The organism is Paenibacillus montanisoli (assembly GCF_003268025.1).
Lineage (GTDB): Bacteria > Bacillota > Bacilli > Paenibacillales > Paenibacillaceae > Paenibacillus_Z > Paenibacillus_Z montanisoli.
Genome location: NZ_QLUW01000001.1, coordinates 1099132 through 1117295 on the forward strand (window position 1 = coordinate 1099132; position 18164 = coordinate 1117295).

At 57.5% G+C, this 18164-nt stretch carries 16 protein-coding genes; 13 read left to right on the forward strand and 3 right to left on the reverse strand.

Features of this window, described 5'->3' with window-relative positions; translation table 11 throughout:
* Window positions 1-3: 3 nt before the first annotated feature.
* Genes DL346_RS04780 through ggt form a run of 3 tightly spaced genes read left to right on the forward strand, consistent with a single transcriptional unit; the run spans window position 4 to window position 4113 of the window.
* Window positions 4-1254, forward strand: coding sequence for a Zn-dependent hydrolase (locus DL346_RS04780; protein WP_112880899.1), 1251 nt, complete (start codon window positions 4-6; stop codon window positions 1252-1254).
* Entirely contained in the window at window positions 1251-2510 is a 1260-nt protein-coding gene (locus tag DL346_RS04785) for a pyridoxal-phosphate-dependent aminotransferase family protein (protein WP_240633030.1), read from the forward strand. Before DL346_RS04780 ends, DL346_RS04785 begins: the two co-directional genes overlap by 4 nt.
* The gene (gene ggt / locus DL346_RS04790; protein WP_112880900.1) at window positions 2503-4113 is read left to right on the forward strand and encodes a gamma-glutamyltransferase; all 1611 of its coding nucleotides are present in this window, start codon (window positions 2503-2505) and stop codon (window positions 4111-4113) included. Before DL346_RS04785 ends, ggt begins: the two co-directional genes overlap by 8 nt.
* Before the next feature lie 46 nt (window positions 4114-4159).
* Here the strand turns inward: ggt and DL346_RS04795 are convergent, their stop codons facing one another.
* Window positions 4160-4951, reverse strand: coding sequence for an IucA/IucC family C-terminal-domain containing protein (locus DL346_RS04795; RefSeq protein WP_112880901.1), 792 nt, complete (start codon window positions 4949-4951; stop codon window positions 4160-4162).
* A 160-nt stretch (window positions 4952-5111) separates the two neighbouring features.
* Between DL346_RS04795 and DL346_RS04800 the strand changes: the two genes are divergently transcribed.
* The 8 genes from DL346_RS04800 to DL346_RS04835 all read left to right on the forward strand — a co-directional run bounded on the left by DL346_RS04800 (window position 5112) and on the right by DL346_RS04835 (window position 11625).
* Entirely contained in the window at window positions 5112-5681 is a 570-nt protein-coding gene (locus DL346_RS04800) for a DUF1697 domain-containing protein (protein ID WP_112880902.1), read from the forward strand.
* Window positions 5682-5701: 20 nt separating this feature from the next.
* Window positions 5702-7315, forward strand: a complete 1614-nt coding sequence (locus DL346_RS04805) for a gamma-glutamyltransferase family protein (RefSeq protein ID WP_112880903.1) — start codon at window positions 5702-5704, stop codon at window positions 7313-7315.
* Between the two features lie 85 nt (window positions 7316-7400).
* A complete protein-coding gene (locus tag DL346_RS04810; RefSeq protein ID WP_112880904.1) occupies window positions 7401-8237 on the forward strand; it encodes an aminoglycoside phosphotransferase family protein in 837 nt (278 codons plus the stop codon).
* A 66-nt stretch (window positions 8238-8303) separates the two neighbouring features.
* On the forward strand, window positions 8304-8774 hold the full coding sequence (locus DL346_RS04815; RefSeq protein WP_206098471.1) for a MarR family winged helix-turn-helix transcriptional regulator: 471 nt from the start codon (window positions 8304-8306) through the stop codon (window positions 8772-8774).
* Window position 8775: 1 nt separating this feature from the next.
* Window positions 8776-9996 carry an MFS transporter gene (locus DL346_RS04820; protein WP_112880906.1) on the forward strand — a complete coding sequence of 407 codons (1221 nt, stop codon included), beginning with the start codon at window positions 8776-8778 and terminating at the stop codon, window positions 9994-9996.
* Window positions 9997-10065: 69 nt separating this feature from the next.
* Window positions 10066-10452 carry a VOC family protein gene (locus DL346_RS04825; RefSeq protein ID WP_112880907.1) on the forward strand — a complete coding sequence of 129 codons (387 nt, stop codon included), beginning with the start codon at window positions 10066-10068 and terminating at the stop codon, window positions 10450-10452.
* A 113-nt stretch (window positions 10453-10565) separates the two neighbouring features.
* Complete coding sequence (locus tag DL346_RS04830; protein ID WP_112880908.1) at window positions 10566-11162, forward strand: TetR/AcrR family transcriptional regulator; 597 nt, start codon at window positions 10566-10568, stop codon at window positions 11160-11162.
* Between the two features lie 19 nt (window positions 11163-11181).
* Window positions 11182-11625 (forward strand): DoxX family protein, encoded by a 444-nt coding sequence (locus DL346_RS04835; protein WP_112880909.1) that lies wholly within the window; start codon window positions 11182-11184, stop codon window positions 11623-11625.
* A gap of 10 nt (window positions 11626-11635) precedes the next feature.
* Here the strand turns inward: DL346_RS04835 and DL346_RS04840 are convergent, their stop codons facing one another.
* Window positions 11636-12430: a cupin domain-containing protein gene (locus tag DL346_RS04840; RefSeq protein ID WP_112880910.1), complete on the reverse strand. Its 795-nt coding sequence runs from the start codon at window positions 12428-12430 to the stop codon at window positions 11636-11638.
* A 309-nt stretch (window positions 12431-12739) separates the two neighbouring features.
* Between DL346_RS04840 and DL346_RS04845 the strand changes: the two genes are divergently transcribed.
* The gene (locus DL346_RS04845; protein ID WP_112880911.1) at window positions 12740-13828 is read left to right on the forward strand and encodes an AbrB family transcriptional regulator; all 1089 of its coding nucleotides are present in this window, start codon (window positions 12740-12742) and stop codon (window positions 13826-13828) included.
* 364 nt (window positions 13829-14192) lie between these two features.
* On the opposite strand, the gene DL346_RS04850 is transcribed toward DL346_RS04845, so the two are convergent.
* Window positions 14193-15386 carry an oxalate decarboxylase family bicupin gene (locus DL346_RS04850; protein ID WP_112880912.1) on the reverse strand — a complete coding sequence of 398 codons (1194 nt, stop codon included), beginning with the start codon at window positions 15384-15386 and terminating at the stop codon, window positions 14193-14195.
* Between the two features lie 185 nt (window positions 15387-15571).
* Here DL346_RS04850 and DL346_RS04855 point away from each other — a divergent pair, with 185 nt between their 5' ends.
* Window positions 15572-18001, forward strand: coding sequence for a GH116 family glycosyl hydrolase (locus tag DL346_RS04855; protein WP_112880913.1), 2430 nt, complete (start codon window positions 15572-15574; stop codon window positions 17999-18001).
* Window positions 18002-18164 lie beyond the last annotated feature (163 nt).

Genomic DNA, 18164 nt, shown 5'->3' on the forward strand with positions numbered 1-18164 from the left:
GCAGTGGAGGCACACGGCGAACGCTTGCATGCAGCAGACATCCTGTCGCAGTTAGCGGCTATAGGGCTTGAACCGGATGGAGGCATCACGCGGCTGCTCTACGATCCGGCTTGGCGGCAGGCCCAGCAGGCCGTGGCCCGCATCATGGGCGAGGCTGGGCTGTCTGTTTCGACCGATGCGATCGGCAACGTATACGGGAAGCTGGAAGGGACGGACCGCGACGCCCCCTCGTTCGTGACCGGCTCGCATATCGATAGTGTTCGCTTCGGCGGGCAGTACGACGGCGCGCTTGGCATTGCGGCAGGCATTGCGGCGCTTTCGAAGCTTAAGCAGAGCTTCGGCCAGCCCCGGCGGACGCTTGAGGTCGTGTCTTTTTGCGAGGAAGAGGGCAGCCGGTTCCCGCTTGCGTATTGGGGTTCTGGAAACGTGACGGGCTGCAAGCCATTCGCCGGAAGTCTCGAAGCCGCGGATGCGCAGGGCGTATCGCTGCGAGAGGCAATGGCAGGCGCCGGTTACGATCCGTCCGCTCACCGCGATTGCCGCCGAACGGATATCGAGGCGTTCGTGGAGCTGCATATTGAGCAGGGCGCGGTGCTGGAACGGGAGCAGCGCGAGATCGGCATCGTGAATGCGATCTTCGGGCAGCGACGGTACTTCGTCGATGTCGAGGGGCGAAGCGATCATGCCGGCACCACGCCGATGCAAATGCGCGAGGACGCGCTGGCTGCTGCTGCCGAAATGATCGTGCGGCTTCGCAAGGCTGCTTTGGAAACAGGGGACGGGCTTGTTGCAACGGTAGGCATGCTTGAGGTGTCGCCGGGCATCGCCAACGTCATTCCGGGCAATGTCCGGTTCTCGCTGGATATCCGGCACAGGGAAGAAACGGCGATCGAAGATTTCTGCGATCGTACCTTCCTATCCTTCTCGGCCATAGCGGCGCAGCATCGGGTCACCGCAAGGTATACTTGCTGGCTTTCCGAGCTCCCGTCTCCCCCGATGGATGCGGAACTAAGAGAGCGGCTAGCTCGGATTTGCGATGCGAGCGGTTATGCCCACTTGGAAATCAGCAGCGGGGCCGGGCATGATGCCGGCTTGTTTGCGCGGATCTGCAAGGCGGCGATGATCTTCGTCCCGAGCCGGGGAGGGATCAGCCACTCGCCGCTTGAATATACGGCGCCGGAAGAGATCGAGCGCGGCTGCGACGTGTTGACCCAACTGCTTTACCAGCTTGCTTACGGGGAGGAAGGCTTGTGACGGAGAAGCGCTATAGGGACTTATCGCCCTCGCCCCGCATTATACTGACTCCGGGTCCGGTCGAGGTCGATCCGCGCGTGTCGCGGGCTCTTTCGTATCCGATGCTTGGCCAGTTCGACCCGGAGTTTACGGCGCTTATGAACGAAACGATGCAAATGCTGCGCGACCTCTTCCGGACCTCCAATCGCTGGGCGTACCCGATCGACGGAACCTCCCGCTCAGGGCTCGAGGCGGTGCTGACGGGGCTTATTGAGCCTGGCGACCGGGTGCTCGTGCCGATCTTCGGCCGCTTCGGCTATTTGCTCGCGGAGCTGTCGGAACGGTGCGGCGCGGATGTGGTGACGATCGAGACGACATGGGGCTCCGTCTTCGATCCGGCTGAGGTAATCGAGGCAATTGATCGCGAGAAACCGAGTATCGTCGCCATTGTGCACGGGGAAACGTCCACGGGCCGCGCGCAGCCGCTCGATGCGATCGGCCGCGCATGCCGGAACAGAGATATTTTGCTCGTTGTGGATGCGGTTGCGACCATTGGCGGCATGCCCGTGGAGACGGATGCGTGGATGCTGGACGCCGTCATTGGCGGGACGCAGAAATGCTTGTCCGTGCCGTCCGGCATGGCGCCGATCACTTATAACGACCGGGTTGAAAGGAAGCTGATTCGCCGCAAGCGCATTGAAAGAGGGATTCGTCCTGAGGGCTATTCGGACGATGGAGATCCGGCCGCCTTCATCCGAAGCAACTATTTCGACCTGACGCAGCTTCAGGATTACTGGAGTCCTCGGCGGCTGAACCACCATACCGAGGCGACCGCCATGTTGTACGGCCTCCGCGAAGGGCTCCGGCTTGTTTTGGAGGAAGGCTTGGAAGCGCGCTTCACGCGCCACCGCCTTCACGAGCGTGCGCTCGTCGCGGGATTGGAAGCGATGGGGCTAAGCCGTTACGGAGACGACAGCTGTAAAATGACCGTCGTCACCTGTGTCCGCATACCCGCCGGTATAGATGGGGAGGCGGTGCGAAGCCAGCTGCTCGCGGACTTCGGCATCGAAATTGCCAGCTCCTTCGGGCCGCTGAAGGGGCAAATATGGCGGATCGGCACCATGGGCTACAGCTGCCGCAAGTCGAATGTGCTGCTCGGGCTGGCCGCGCTCGAAGCCGTTCTGCCGTTGCATGGGGCAGCCATCAACCCGGGCACGGCTGTCAAGGCGGCACTGGATCGCTACGCGGAAGCGGAAGGAGCTGCGCCGGATGCATAACGCGATGCCGCAATCCTATCGCTATATGGTGACTTCCCCGCATTATTTGGCCAGCCAGGTCGGGAGCGGCATCCTCCAACAAGGCGGCAACGCCGTCGACGCGTCGGTGGCGATCAGCGCCGCACTGGCGGTGGTTTACCCGCATATGACAGGTTTGGGCGGCGACAGCTTCTTCATGATCTACTCCGCGAAGGAGGGCAAGGTAGCCGGACTAAACGGCTCCGGCAGGGCGGCAGCTGCCGCGCATCCTGGCCTATTCTTGCAGGGCGGCGCATCACGGATGCCCGATCGCGGCGTGCAAAGCGCATTGACCGTCCCGGGCATGGTGGACGCGTGGTGGGAAGCTTGGTCCGCGTACGGCAGCGGCAGGCTCGCTTGGGCGGATTTGCTGAAACCCGCGCTCCGGTATGCGGAGGATGGCATGCCGATATCGCGCAATCTTCACGCTTGGATGGTGCGGGACGAGAAACTTCTGCGGGCGAACCCCGCCCTGCACGGCTTATACTTCGAATCCTCCACGGATACGCTGAAACCGGAAGGAGCCAAGCTTACACAGCCGATGCTGGCCAAATCGCTAAGAGCGATTATGGCGGGCGGCCGCGATGCCTTCTATAACGGGGCCTTGATGAAGGCGATCGTCGAGGCGGTCCGCAGAGACGGCGGCTTCTTGGCCGAGCAGGATTTTGCCGCGCACCGCAGCGAGTGGGTAGAGCCGCTGACTACGGCATACAGAGGGCTGATCGTCTGCCAAATGCCCCCGAATTCACAAGGATTTGCCCTGCTCATGATGCTGAACATGCTGGAGAAGATCGAGCTTTCCCGCATTCCTCGGCATTCTGCGGCATTCTACCATTTGATGGCTGAGGTAGTGAAGCGGGCTTTTCGCTACCGGGACCAGCATCTGACTGATCCGGCGTTTCATGAGATTCCATTGGACGAACTGCTAAGCGATGACACGGCGGAAGCGCTCGTCCGCGACATTCTTGGATCAACGTCTTCTCAGGCGAACGGCTTTACATCCGTACCTTCAGGCCAAGACACCGCGTACGCGGCAGTCGTTGATGAAGAAGGCAACGCCGTTTCATTCATCCAGAGCCTTTATTACGATTTCGGCTCGGCGTACGTCGCTGGAGAAACGGGCATTATTTTGCAAAATCGAGGCTCCTACTTCTCCTTGGAAGAGACGCATCCGAATGTGCTTGCGCCTGGCAAACGGACCTTTCATACGCTTATGCCCGGCATGGCGCTCAAGGAAGGGAAGCCCTTCCTGCTCATGGGTACGCAAGGGGGAGAGGGGCAGCCGCAAACGCAATTGTCGATCATTACCGGAATTGTGGATTACGGGTGCACAATCCAGGAGGCAATCGCATTGCCGCGGTGGGTGTACGGCCGGACGTGGGGCGAGGATTGCGACCGGCTGAGGCTGGAAAACCGGAATCTCGGCAATGCGGCGGAACGCTTGAAGAAATGCGGCCATCAGGTGGAAATCGTAGCGGAATGGGACGGAATCATGGGTCAGGCGCAAGGCATTCGGCTCGGCGAAGGCGGCATCCTTAGCGGTGCGGCCGATCCGCGGGGAGACGGCTTGGCTATCGGAGGCTGAGATGGTCAAATTTAAACTCCTGACCCGTAACGGTGTCAGGAGTTTTTTAGTCAGAGGAATGGCGTATCATAAATTTCTCGATCCGATGCTCATCGGTGATGAGCGGACAAGTATAGCAGTACGCATCGGTATCCCCGCCGGCTCGATAATTCATGCAGCAGGCTTTGCGAATTAGAATTTGGCGTCCTTCCTTCAGCGGATCTTCGACCTTCCTGAAGCTACAGGCCAACGGATTGACCGCGCGGCCCGGCAGCCATGCCGGATTCGATCTGCGGCTCGCATACGCGAACCACTGCTCGATACGTTCTGATAAGGTGCCGGAAGCGGATTCGAGCAGCCATTCCTGCTTCCAGTAGGCGAGCAAGTAAGCGATGGTGTGCCAAAGACCGACTCGCGAAACGCCGGTATGGTTCGCAACCGCTTCGATTACCGCCAAGGCATGCTCATGGAACAAATGGCGGAGATAAGCTTCATCTTGCTCGACTTCGCGTGGCAGCCCTGCGATTGAAGGTAACGGTTCCGCGCCAAGAACAAAAAATTTCAAATTCGTTCCGTGCAGTCCATAGCGAATATTGCTGAAGGACAGGTCGAAAGGATGACGGTTATGCAGCCACGCATAGACGGCACCGGCGATCAAGGAAGAATACCGTTTGAAGAACAGCATGCCGGCCGTCTTCCGGTCTGGCGCGTTCACGTTTTCGCCGAAGCGGTTAATCAGCTCTGCCAAACGATCCGCAAGCTCGTTGCCCTGCAACGAAAACGCAGACGAATCCGCCGGTGGCTCATCTAAATATAGGTTATGCCGGCTCGCAATCGGTGTCGGATCAAATGGAATCATCACGGTTTCTCCTGAGCATGAATAGTTGTATGTTCTCCAATTCTATGATAATTGTTCTCATTTAAAGTTGTCAACGAAAGCTTCGAATACGTACCCTGCGGCCGCCCCGTTATGATAGACTGATCATAGACTCGTTTTACAGAAAGTGGGGAATGAATCGATGGCCATTCACATCGCTTTGCTTCGCGGCATTAACGTCGGCGGGAAAAATAAGATCAAAATGGCGGACCTGCGCGAGGCGCTCGGCACAATAGGCTTGACTCGAGTACAAACCTACATCCAAAGCGGCAATATTTTGTTCGAGTCGGAAGAGCGGGAGCCGGCGCTCCGGGAGAGGATCGAAGGGCTGATCGAGCGGCAGTTCGGCCTGTCCATCAAGGTCGTTATGCGCACTGCGGAAGAAATGGCGGCGATCGCCGCGGGCTGTCCGTTTTCGGACGAGCAGATTGCGGCTGCCGAGGCTTCTTCGGAGGGAGAATGCCTCTACGTGTCGATGCTTCTGGAAGCGCCTCCAACCGAACGGGTTGAGAAGCTTCAAGGATACGCAGCTGCCGACGAACGCTTTGTCGTCTCAGGCCGCGATATCTATCTGCTGTTCGGCCAGAGCATCCGGAATTCCAAGCTTGCCGTGCAGGTGGACAAGCTTAACGTGCCCTCGACCGTTCGCAATTGGAATACGGTCAATAAGCTGCTCGCCATGGCGCAAGAGATGTCGCTCAGCCGTACATAATCAAACATTCAAGGAGGGGAATGCCCATGTTTCAATTATCCGAATATCCGCATCCGTCCCGAAGAACCGCAGTCGTAGCCGGAAAAGGGATGGTGGCCGCCTCGCAGCCGCTTGCTTCCCAGGCAGGCATGCGCGTTTTGCAGCAGGGCGGCAATGCGATTGACGCGGCCATAGCCGCCGCCGCTTGTTTGACGGTCGTCGAGCCGACGGGAAACGGCATCGGGGGCGATGCGTTCGCCATTGTGTGGTACAAAGGGCAAATGTATGGGTTGAATGCCAGCGGGGGAGCGCCGCAGCTGCTGACGCCGGAAGCCGTAAAACAGCGTGGATTCGCGGACGCGATGCCCGCAAGCGGCTGGCTTCCGGTTACGGTGCCGGGAGCGCCGGGGGCTTGGGCGAGTTTGGCCGGCCGGTTTGGCCGGCTGCCGCTCGCGAAGCTGCTTGAGCCGGCCGTCGAGTATGCGGAAGGCGGTTATCCGTTGTCTCCCGAGCTCGCGGTCAAGTGGGAGAGGGCCTACGAGGCTTGGCAGAAGAGAAACGGGGATGGCGCCTTCTCGGAATGGTTCCGCGTATTCGCGCCGAACGGCCGGGCGCCGCGGGCCGGGGAGGAGTGGAGGTCGCCTGATCATGCGCGCACGCTGCGTCTGATCGGGGAAACGAATGGCGAAGCGTTCTACCGAGGCGAATTGGCGGAGCTTATCGACAAGGCTGCAAGAGAGGGCGGCGGTTTATTGCGCAAGGAGGATATGGCGCCGTTCCAGCCGGAGTGGGTAGATCCGATCTCCGTTTCTTACCGTGGCTATGACATCTGGGAGCTGCCTCCGAACGGTCAAGGCATCGTCGCTTTAATGGCGCTTAATATGCTGAACCGGTTCGATCTCGCCTCCCTTGACGCCGAAACGCGGTTCCATACGCAGATCGAAGCGATGAAGCTGGCTTTTGCCGATGGGAAGCACTATGTAACGGATCCAAAGCATATGCGGGCGAGCGTGGAGCAGCTGCTGTCCCCTGAGTATGCCGCGCTTCGGGGCGGCTTGATCGGCGAAGAGGCGCTTATGCCCGAGCCGGGTCAGCTTCCCAAAGGCGGAACGGTCTATCTGGCCACGGCGGACGGGGAAGGGAACATGGTTTCGTTCATTCAGAGCAACTATCACGGGTTCGGTTCCGGCATCGTGGTGCCGGGGACGGGCATCAGCCTTCAGAACCGAGGCCACTCTTTCTCGCTCGATCCGGGTCATGCGAATGTGCTGGAGCCAGGCAAAAGGCCTTATCATACGATTATTCCGGGTTTTATCACGAAGAGCGGGGAACCGGTCGGTCCCTTCGGCGTGATGGGCGCGTTCATGCAGCCGCAAGGCCATCTGCAGGTAATCGCTAATCTGCTCGATCATCATAACAATCCGCAAGCCGCGCTCGATGCGCCGAGATGGCAGTGGATGGAAGGGAAAACCGTGGCGGTCGAAGCGGGGTTCCCCGCGGCGATTGCCGAGGAGCTCAAACGGCGGGGCCACGATATTTATACGCTGCCTGACCATAAGGCGTTCGGCTGCGGTCAAATCATATGGCGGGAGCCAAGCGGCGTCTTGATCGGCGGTACCGAGCCAAGGACGGACGGCTGCATCGCTTCCTGGTAGTAAGCAGCGGGAAACTGCGCCACTTGCGCGGTTTCCCGTTTTGGTTGAAATCCGGTAATAACGTTTGGGAAGGACGATCGTGACAATGAAGGAAATGAACGTAAACGGGATCATTCTGGATCTTATCGATAAGGGCTGCCTTCATCCGGCATCCAAATTAAAGGATCAAATGAACGGTACGACCGAGGGAAGAGTGTACTTAATCACGGTTGATGATGTACCTTGTTACGTCCTGAAGGCAGAGGATCCGCAATATTTGGCCGAGGTCGGGCAATTTCACGGCCTATACGCGGAAAGTCCGCTGCTGCCGAAGCTCCATTATCTCGCACCGGACCGGTCTTTCATCATCTATGAGTTCGTAGCCGGAACGATCGGGGATGCGCGCGGGACGAAGAAGGAATGGATGAAGAAATTGACGGTGGACTTGCTTAATCATTACCGGACGTTCGAGCGGCCGGATTCGTCAGAAGCATGGAGCGGCATGATCTTGGATGGTTTGCATTATGCAAAAAACGAGATTGGCGACCGGCTCGCCGAATCGGACTACGAACTTGTTAAATCCTTCGCGCTTGAGCGCCTAAGCAGCGGCCGGGGGCGAAGCGTGCTTCTTCACGGCGACTGCGGCGTCCACAATTTCGTATTCGACAAAGGCGCGCTGAAAGGCGTAATCGACCCTCAGCCGATGACGGGTCCGATGCTTTACGATTTCATTTTCGCCTTCGTATCTTCGCCGGATGATTTGAATCTGGAAACGCTGCTTCCGGCATTCGAACTGCTGCAGCATGAGCCGCTAGAGCAAGCGGAGCTCGTCCGGGAGGTTATGATCAGGCTTTATCACCGGATCGCGGTCTGCCTGCTTCACCACCCGCATGATTTGCCGGCGTATTTGCAGGCATGGCCATATTGGAAGGCGCTTGTTTGACATGTAACGACGATTTGAATATAGTTGTTATAGCAACTAAATTCATTCGCGGCGGTGAATCGTAACGTGTCCATTCAAGAAAGGCCTCCGTTTCAATCGGCCGGTTTTGCGATAGGGCTTGCTTATCGTAAGCTTTCGGCCTTGCTGCAGCAGCGGCTCGGCGAATATGACATTACGACGGAGCAGTGGTCGGTGCTTAACCAGGTCTACCGGACTCCGGGCATGATCCAGAAGGACATCGCGGATCGGGTAGGCAAGGATAAGCCTACAACGACGCGCATCCTGGATCTGCTCGAACGCAAAGGGCTCGTTCTTAAACAAGCGGGTCAACAGGACCGCCGTTCGTTTCTTGTCTTCTGCACGGAGCAAGGAGCGTCGGCGATGCGGGAAACGGCGCCGATCGAGGAGAGCGTAACCGCTGACGTCCGAGCCTGCATGTCAGACGAGGAATATGCGCTATTCATGAATCTTCTCATGCGCGTGCACCTGCATGCGAGCGAACGGCTCACCGCCGGCGAATCGCATCGGAGATCATGACATGATGGATAATAAAGCTAAATTATGGACCGTATCGTTCGTATCGCTTACGGTCTGTTCGTTTCTCTTGTTTCTCAATTTGCAAATGCTGCTGTCTTCCTTTCCGGCTTATGTAAAGAATGAATTTCATGCCGGAGATTTGCTGGTCAGCTTAGTGACGAGCGTATTTGCGCTGGCTGCGATTGTGACCCGTTTCTTAACCGCGTTGCTCATGCGGAAACTGCCGCGCGGCCTGCTGCTCATGGCCGGCCTGGCAATTGCGCTGATCTCGACCGGTCTCTACGCGCTTGCCGGTTCCGTCCATTCGCTGCTTGCCTTGCGTGTCCTCTACGGCATCGGGTTCGGAATGTCGAGCACGATTTTACCGACGCTCGTATCGCAGATTATTCCGGTCCGCCGGATGGGCGAAGGAATCGGCTATTTCGGCCTATCCACGAGCCTTGCCATGTCGGTCGGACCGACCATCGGACTGAACGTCATGAAGCATGCCGGATTCGGTACGTTGGGCATGCTCGGAACAGCCGTTCTTTCGCTCGCTTTCCCGATTCTGCTGCTTACCCGGGCTTCTTCCGCTTCGAAGACGGCGCAGCCGCAGCTGCAGGGGACTGCCAACAGCGCAGATAACGGTAAGCGCAGCCGGTTCAATCGCAGCTTGCTGCTGCCGATTCTGCTGAACGTGCTGCTTGCGATCACTTATAGCGGCTTGCTCAGCTTCCTCGCGTTGTTCGGCGAATTTGCGCATGTGGAGCAGGTCGGGCTGTTCTTCTTATTCAACGCGATAACCATAATAGCGGTGCGTCCGGTTTCCGGCCGCATCTTCGACCGCAGTGGGCATGCAGCCGTCCTTATACCGGCCGCGGTGCTTGTCGTCGTTAGCATGGCACTGCTTTCCTTCACCCATTCCATGCCGCTTCTGATTGTGTCGGCCCTATGCTACGGAACCGGCTTCGGCGCCATCCAGCCGACCATACAAGCATGGATGCTGCGCTCGTCCGCGCCGGAGCAGTACGGCCTGACGAACAGCATGTTCTACAATTCAACGGATTTCGGCGTCGCGATCGGCGCGCTCCTTCTTGGCGCCATCGCCTCTTTGACCGATTATGCGGTCATGTATCGTTTTTCGGCTTTGTGCATGGGCGTCTTTTTCGCCATCATTGTCTTGAAGCACTTGTCGCTCCGAGCGGCCGGGAGCCGGAAGCAGGTTGAATCGGTACGGTATTAAGACGGATTCGGATATGTTATCATTTACCATATGGATACCGAATCGATTTGCATCGGAGGAGAAGAGAAGATGAAGGGACGAGCATCGATCGCACCTTGGATTGCGGTTCCTCATGCCGAGGAAGCGCTGCGATTTTATAAAGCGGCATTCGGCGCCGCCGAGCTGTACCGGCTCGAAGAAGAGGAAGGCAAAGCGGTCATCGCGGAGCTATCCGTGCGTGGCGCGGGCTTCTGGATTCAGGAGGATCCGGAGGCGAGTGAGGCGAGCCAGAAACCGGACGCAAAAGGAGCGGTTCGGATGATCCTTACGGTGGACGATCCGGATTCGCTGTTTGACCAGGCTGTCGCGGCCGGAGCAACCGTGGTTGTGCCCGTCAATGAAGGCTACGGCTGGCGGATTGGGCGTATCGCCGATCCTTTCGGCCACCACTGGGAAATCGGGAAGCGGCTCTCATAACGGAACAAGCGGAAGGCCAAGCAACTTGAAAAAAGGGCTTGGCCTTCGCTTTTTCGCTATTTACAAACCGATGGTCGGTTTGTATAATAAAAGCAGCAAGGGAGGTTTTTCCAATGAAGCAAGAAGAACGCCGGGAGCAAACGACACGGCTATTGCTGCAGACGACGAAGAAGCTCATCCTCGAGAAGGGCTGCGCATCGCTAACTTTGAAGGACATCATGGAGCGGTCGGAGCTTTCGAAAGGAGCGATATTCCACTATGTGAAGAGCAAGGATGAGCTGTTTGCCTGGGTGCTGCAGGAACGGCTCGAGGAAACGAACAAACGGTTCATGAACGAGGTGGGACAGGAGAAGCGCGCGTTTGACGGACCGATGGACAGCATCGCGGCGAACTTCCATACGCTGGAGGACCCGGAGGATGTGACGAACAAGGTGTTTGTTTATCTGCTTGGCAAGGAAGAGGAGCCTGCGGTTAGGCAGGCGCTGAACCAGTTCTATGAACGGTCGGTTCTCCTGGCACGAGGCTGGATTGCCGCAGGTCAGGAACACGGCGTTATCCCGGAGACGGTGAATGCGGACAGCACGGCGGAGATGTTCGTCCTGATTTCGTTCGGCCTCCGCATACGCTCCACGTTCTCGATCTTAAGCGCCAGCTTCACGGCAAAACAGTTTACGTCTTTCATCACCGGAAGCTTGCATTCAACACCATAAAGGGAGGGCATTGTTAAGGATGGCACCTTTAATCGCATTGATTGGCTCGTGGCTTGTGTTTCGTCTCGCCGGCTTGCTCGGCTTGTCTTATTTCGATGGGTGGCAGCATCCTCTCCAGGCGGCGGTAGCCGTAATGCTGCTGCTGACCGCGTCGGCGCACTTCGGCAGCAGAAGGACGGATCTTGTCCGCATGGTACCCGAATCGCTGCCGCGGCGGGAAGCGATCGTATCCGTTACCGGCTTGCTTGAACTGGCGGGAGCGGTCGGCATTCTCATTCCCGTCTCCGCTCCCGCCGCATCCATCTGTTTGGCCGTGCTTTTCATCGCGATGTTCCCGGCCAATGTCCGCGCGGCCAGGGAGAAGCTGACGATTGGCGGCAGTCCCGTTCCGTCGCTGCCGGTTCGGACCGTTCTTCAGCTTCTCTTCATCGCAGCCGCGTTAGCCGCGTCGCCAATTTTGTAGGGAACCGGCGCTAGAAGCGCCAGCCGTTTCCAATGAATTGGCGTTTCTGGTTCGGGAAGCCATAGCCGGAGCCGACACCCTCTGATACGCCTTGAACCGCCTGCTTCGAGCCGACACCTTCTGATACGCCTTGAACCGCCTGCTTCGAGCCGACACCTTCTGATACGCCTTGAACCGCCTGCTTCGAGCCGACACCTTCTGATACGCCTTGAACCGCCTGTTTCGAGCCGACACCTTCTGATACGCCTTGAACCGCTTGTGCCCCAGGCTGATTGCAGTTCGCAGGCGGACCGATGAAGACCGTTTGCGTGATCGGGGCGAGCGTGTCTTTCACTTTGGCTTCGTTCAAACAATAGGTATGCGCAAGTATATCCGCCGGCGTCAGCCGCAGCAGGTCGGAGCCGCCGATGAATTGCGGTACAGGCGCGTCGAATATGGCGAGCAGATGGGTGTTGTCTGCGGTGGCTGCCTCATAGTGCCACCAGCCGTGCGGCACGTTGCCCACTTGACCGGGTTGCAGCGGGAAGTGAAGCAGCTCATTCGTAAACGGATTGATGATCGAGAGGACGATGGAGCCGGAGATCACGTAGATCAGCTCGGCTGCATTTTGATGATAGTGAGGCTCGACAATATTGCCTTTGCTCATGTAAATGTCGAGCAGCGACACGTCGACCAGCGTGTTTAGTTCTTGGTTGGAAAGCGTATTGATATAATTGAGGGCATCTTTTTTGAACGTCGTATTATTATTTACGTTGTACGTGAATTGGACATTTCGCGATGTGTAGTCCATATATGAAACCGTCATGGTTCTCCCTGCTTTCTGATCGTAGAGTAGGCGCATGGCATGGGTTATGTTATGACGGTTGCGGGAAGAACGTGTTTCCCTAGCCGGTGAATTCGTTCGAAAGTCGGTTTCACCGACTCTCGGCAGCATTTTAGCGCGGATTCGCTTAGGGAGAGTCGGTTATTCCGACTCTAAGTTCACAAGTGAGCATTCAAGCAACCTTCCCACCTTCTGAGAAAACACGCCGGCTCAGGCGTGTTATTTTTGCGTTATGGCTGCGAGCGTTGTATTGTAAAACGAGATGTTGAAGCACGGGGAAGGTGTTCATTCATGTGGAGGACATTAACGGCGGCCTTAATCGGAGGTATCGCATTCAAGCTGATGCATGCGCCGGTGCCGTGGCTGCTTGGCCCGATGATCGCCGTCTTGATTGGATCGGGCGTACTTGGCGGCACGTTACGCTGGCCGACGCAGCTCAGAAATGCAGGCATGATCATTGTCGGTTATACGATCGGGCTATCGATGACCAGAGAGGCACTGAAGGAGATGTCGTATCAGCTGCCGACGATGCTGCTCATGATCGTATTGCTGTTGCTATTTTGTACGGGGATAGCTCTGCTGGTATCGAAGCTTTCCAAGCTCGACTTCAAAACCGCCCTGCTCGGCAGCGTGCCGGGAGGTTTAACGCAGATCATTGCGCTCGCGGAGGAATCCGAAGGGGTGAATTTGACGATTGTTACGGTGACGCAGGTGATCCGGCTGATGATGATTATCGTCTGCGTTCCGCTTATCGTGTTCAATCCGATCTTCGGTGCACCGCATCAGGACAGCGCTTCCGAGCTGCCGATGACGGCGGGCTTATCGGCCGGATGGGGCGGCTTGTTCCCGGAGCTGCTGCCATTCGCCATAGCCAGCGTCGCATGCGCCGTCTTGGGCAGCCGGGTCCGGTTCCCGACGGCCTATCTGCTCGGGCCCGCGCTCATTACCGCCGTTTTGCAGCTTAGCGGCTTGCACGGTCCCGCGCTGCCCTCGCTTCTTATTGATGCCGCCCAGCTGATGATCGGCGCATACGTAGGGCTGCTGCTCAAGCCGCAGGAGCTGACGAACAAGCTAAGAACGATCACCCTTGCGATCGGCAGCGGGGCGCTGCTGCTAGCGGGCTCGTGTGCGTTCGCCGCTTTGCTGACGAAGCTGCAGCCGGTTTCGGTTCCGACCGCGCTGCTCAGCCTAGCGCCTGGGGGGATGGACCAAATGGGCATCATCGCGCATGAGATCGATGCCGATCTGTCGATGGTGGCGGGGTACCAGCTGTTCCGCACGTTTTTCATATTTTTCGCGGTGCCGCCGCTGCTCCGCCTGTTGTTCTCCTATTCTCGGACAAAGGCCGAGAAAGCGCGCCGCGCTGCAGAAGACCATTAAAAAAGGGAGCGCTGGCAAGCGCTCCCTTCAGGCAGTCGTAAAAGTTATTAGGATCAATCGGAATGCCACCAAACAAACGCTAACGGTTGCCACGCACGCTATTTAGCCTCAAAATGCCCCTTTTGAAAGGCTAACGGTTCTCAGATACGCTATTTGGCGTTTGGGGCAGCGAATTCTTCCGATTTGGGCCAAATAACGCCTATGGCGGCCGTTAGATTTTATGAAAGGGTATTTTTGTGCAAATAAGCACTGGAGCATCCGCTAGAATTTCAGGCGCCTTTCATGCTACAGTCGACAAGCCCTCCAATAAAACGATGGCGGGATTCTTTACAATCTGAAGGGAGCGCCAGCAAGCGCTCCCTTGTTATTTTGGATAATAAGTAAAGCCCGGGAATTTGACGACAGGCGACTCCTCCTTGCGGAGCGAATCGGTCACGGTGGACCCGATATGGAGATTTTGTTCCACCAGGCTCCGCGGGGTCAGCGCCATCCACTGGTTCAAGGAGATATCCGCATACCGATCGCTTCGGAATATTTCCAGAAACCACAGCGGGCGGGTGCCCGTGTTCTGAATATAATGGCCGTTCGCAAACGGCACATACCCGACGTCGCCGGCTCTGTAATCGAACGTCCGCGCGGTTCCGTTCCCGGAGAAGACAGTCATTCTCCCTTGGCCGGTCAAGTAATACTGCCATTCATCGTTGTTGGGGTGCCAATGCAGCTCCCGCATGCCGCCGGGCTCGATTTCGACGAGCGCAGCCGCGATTGTTTTGGAGGCTGGAAAATTGGCGGAGTCCACGATTCTTACGCTCCCGCCCGATGTCCGGACCGGCGACTGGGCGAGCAGACGGTGCTTAAAGCTGTGCGGTACCGTGCCATTAGGGGATTGAACCTCATCGGAGGCGATCGGTCCGGGAATGCCGTTTTGGAACATATACACTTGCTCGCGCGGAATCGCGTTAAAGGCGCTCGGCGGCACGCCGAAGTTGGCGGACAGCACGTCCTTGGGCGTATGGGCAAGCCAATCGGAGATCGACAAGGTGTTCAAGTCGGAGAAGCTGCCGTCGTCAAAGACAAGCAGAAATTCGCAGCCTTCCTCCAACCCTTGTATGGAATGCGGCAGACCCGCAGGAAAATACCACAGGTCGCCCGGGCCGACATCCGCGATAAAATTGCGTCCGTCCTGATCCATCGACGTAATTCGAGCGCCGCCCCAAATCATATACGCCCATTCCGCCTGCTGATGCCAATGCAGCTCCCGGACGCCGCCTGGCGTCAAGCTCATGTTAACGCCGGCGAGCGCGGTCGCAATCGGAAGGTCGCGCACCGTAATCTCTCTTGACCAGCCACCATGACTTAAGACCATATGAGTGTCGGAGAAGGACATTTTCAAATTTGGCATAAGCCCCGCATCCGTCGGAGGCGGAACCAGCATATTCGGGTTTTCCATATCACGCATAATGTCGCGGGGACCTCGATCAAGTCCGCCGGCCCCATCGCTTCTGAGCGGCTGCGGAATAGGGATCGGCTTTTCGTTACCCGGAAAAGGATTTCGCATCGCAAGCATACCCTCCGTTTCATTGCATTGCTAGCTTATCCTTCAATCTATGAGAAACAGCCCGGCGCTAGAAGACCATTTCGCCCCTATCCATGACAGGATTCCCTGTTATTCCCACTGCTGCAGCGGTATCATTAAACTTGTCTATCCAAGCTTAAGTGAAGCAGAGGAGGAAGTCCTTTTCCATGAAAGTTCGAACCTATAACGGCATCTATCGCGAGAGCTGGAACAGCCGCATCGCATTCCCGCTCGGCGGGATGGGGGCCGGCATGCTTTGCCTCGGCGGCGGCGGCGGCCTATCGCAAGTATCGCTGCGAAACTATCCCGATCTTCCGAACGAGCCCTATGTCTATTCGGCGGTTTGCATCAAGTCCGATGAGGGAAGCAGCATCGCGCGCGTGCTGGAAGGCCCGATCGCGAGGTGGAAGCTGTTCGGCTACCATCAGAAGGACGTCGATCCCGGCCATTATTTGCGGCATTACGGCTTGCCCCGCTTCAAAAATAGCGCCTTTACGTCCCGCTTTCCGTTCGCCACCGTGCGTTTGCAGGACGACAAGCTGCCGATCGAGGCGGAAATAACGGGCTGGAGTCCGTTTGCTCCGCTCCATGCGGATGACTCGAGCCTTCCGGCAGCGGCGCTGGAATATACGTTTACGAATCGCTCGGACAAACCGCTTGAGCTCGTGTATTCGTTCCATGCCAAGAACTTCATGGCGTCGCATGAAGATACCGGGGAGGTCCTTGCCGCACCGAATGGTTTCATCCTTCATCAGCCGGCAGCCAAGGACAGGCCGTGGGAGCAAGGGGCATTCTGCGCGGCGGTGGACGATCAACGCTGCAAGGTCAATTATGCCTGGTTCCGGGGAGGCTGGTTCGATTCGCAGACGATGGCCTGGCATGCCGTGGAGGCAGGCGAAATGCCTTCGAATCCGCCGATCACGGAAGGCAAGCCGAGTCCGGGCGCAAGCTTGTACGTACCGATTGCTTTAGCGCCCGGGGAACGGCAGACCGTCAAGCTGATGCTGTCCTGGTTTGTGCCGGAGACGGATTACCGCTACGGCGATTCGGAGCTGCCGGCGGAAGAGCCGTGCACCCATAAGCCCTGGTACGCCGGCCGCTATGAGAATGTGCAGGCGGTTGCGAGCGACTGGGCGCGGCGTTATGACGAACTGTATGCGCTGAGCAAGCAGTTCAGCGATTGTTATTACGATACGACGCTTCCCGCCGAGGTCATGGAAGCATCGTCCGCCAATCTGTCGATTTTGAAATCGCCGACCGTGCTCAGGCAGACCGACGGGAGATTATGGTCTTGGGAAGGCGTTAACGAGACGACCGGCTCCTGCCACGGCTCCTGCACGCATGTATGGAACTATGCGCAAGCGCTGCCTCATTTGTTTCCGGCGGAGTCGCGCGCGCTGCGGGCAACGGAGGTGAACGAGTGCCAGGATGAGCACGGCCATCAAAACTTCAGGACTCCGCTGCCGATCAGGCCGGCTGCGCACAATTTCCATGCGGCGGCCGACGGCCAATTGGGCGGCATCATGAACACATACCGCGAATGGCGCATCAGCGGCGATTCGGCATGGCTGAAGCAGCTGTGGCCGAAGGTGAAGCAGAGCCTCCGTTTTTGCATCGAATCCTGGGATCCCCGTCATCGGGGCGTGTTGGAGGAGCCGCATCACAACACGTATGACATCGAATTTTGGGGCGCTAACGGGATGTGCACGTCTCTCTATCTAGGCGCGCTGAAGGCAGCTTCGCGAATGGCGGAGCATCTTGGCGAATCGGCTGCTTTCTATGAAACGCTCTATGAAAGCGGGAGAGACATCATGGAAAATCAGCTGTTCAACGGCGAGTACTATGAACAGCATATCCAGTGGGAAGGCCTTCGGGAGCAGTCGCCGCTTACGATGGCGTCGATTAATATCAACTATTCGCCGGAGGCGGTTCAGCTCTTCAAGGAGGAAGGACCGAAATATCAGTATGGCAAAGGGTGTTTGTCCGATGGCGTGATCGGCGCTTGGATCGCGGAAATGTGCGGTTTAGGGGAGATTCTGGACCGGAATCAAGTGAGGAGCCATTTGCTCAGCGTGTTTAAATACAACTTCCGGAAGGATCTTACCGGGCATGCGAATCTGCAGCGCTCCGGATTCGCGGTAGGCGAAGAAGGCGGATTGCTGCTTTGCACCTGGCCGCACGGCGGTCAATTGAAGCTGCCGTTCGTCTACAGCAACGAGGTCTGGACGGGCATTGAGTATCAGGTCGCTTCGCATCTGATGCTGCTCGGCTGCGTGGAGGAGGGGCTCGAAATCGTCCGTACCTGCCGCGACCGGTACGACGGCACGATCCGTAATCCTTATGACGAATGCGAGTGCGGCCATTGGTATGCCCGGGCGATGGCTTCCTACGGTCTTATTCAAGGCATGACCGGCATCCGGTACGATGCGCCGGAGCGGACGCTTTACGTTTCGCCGTCGATCGGAGGCGATTTCCGGAGCTTCCTCTCGACAAGCAGCGGGTACGGCACGGTGGGAGTGCGCGGCGGGGAGCCGTTCTTCGAGCCGGTTTACGGCGAGGTTCAAATTGACCGTTTCGTGTACACGATGGAGAAATAGCGGGTGCGCCCGATCTGCTCTTAAAGCTCAAGATCGGCCTTCCCTGGCACTATGAAATAATAGCGTTTACAAAAAAAAACATCGCTGATACAATATGCTCGTACGCGTAAACGGCGATAGCTTCAAGCAAGATGGCCATTATTTTTTTTATCTATTCCGTTCA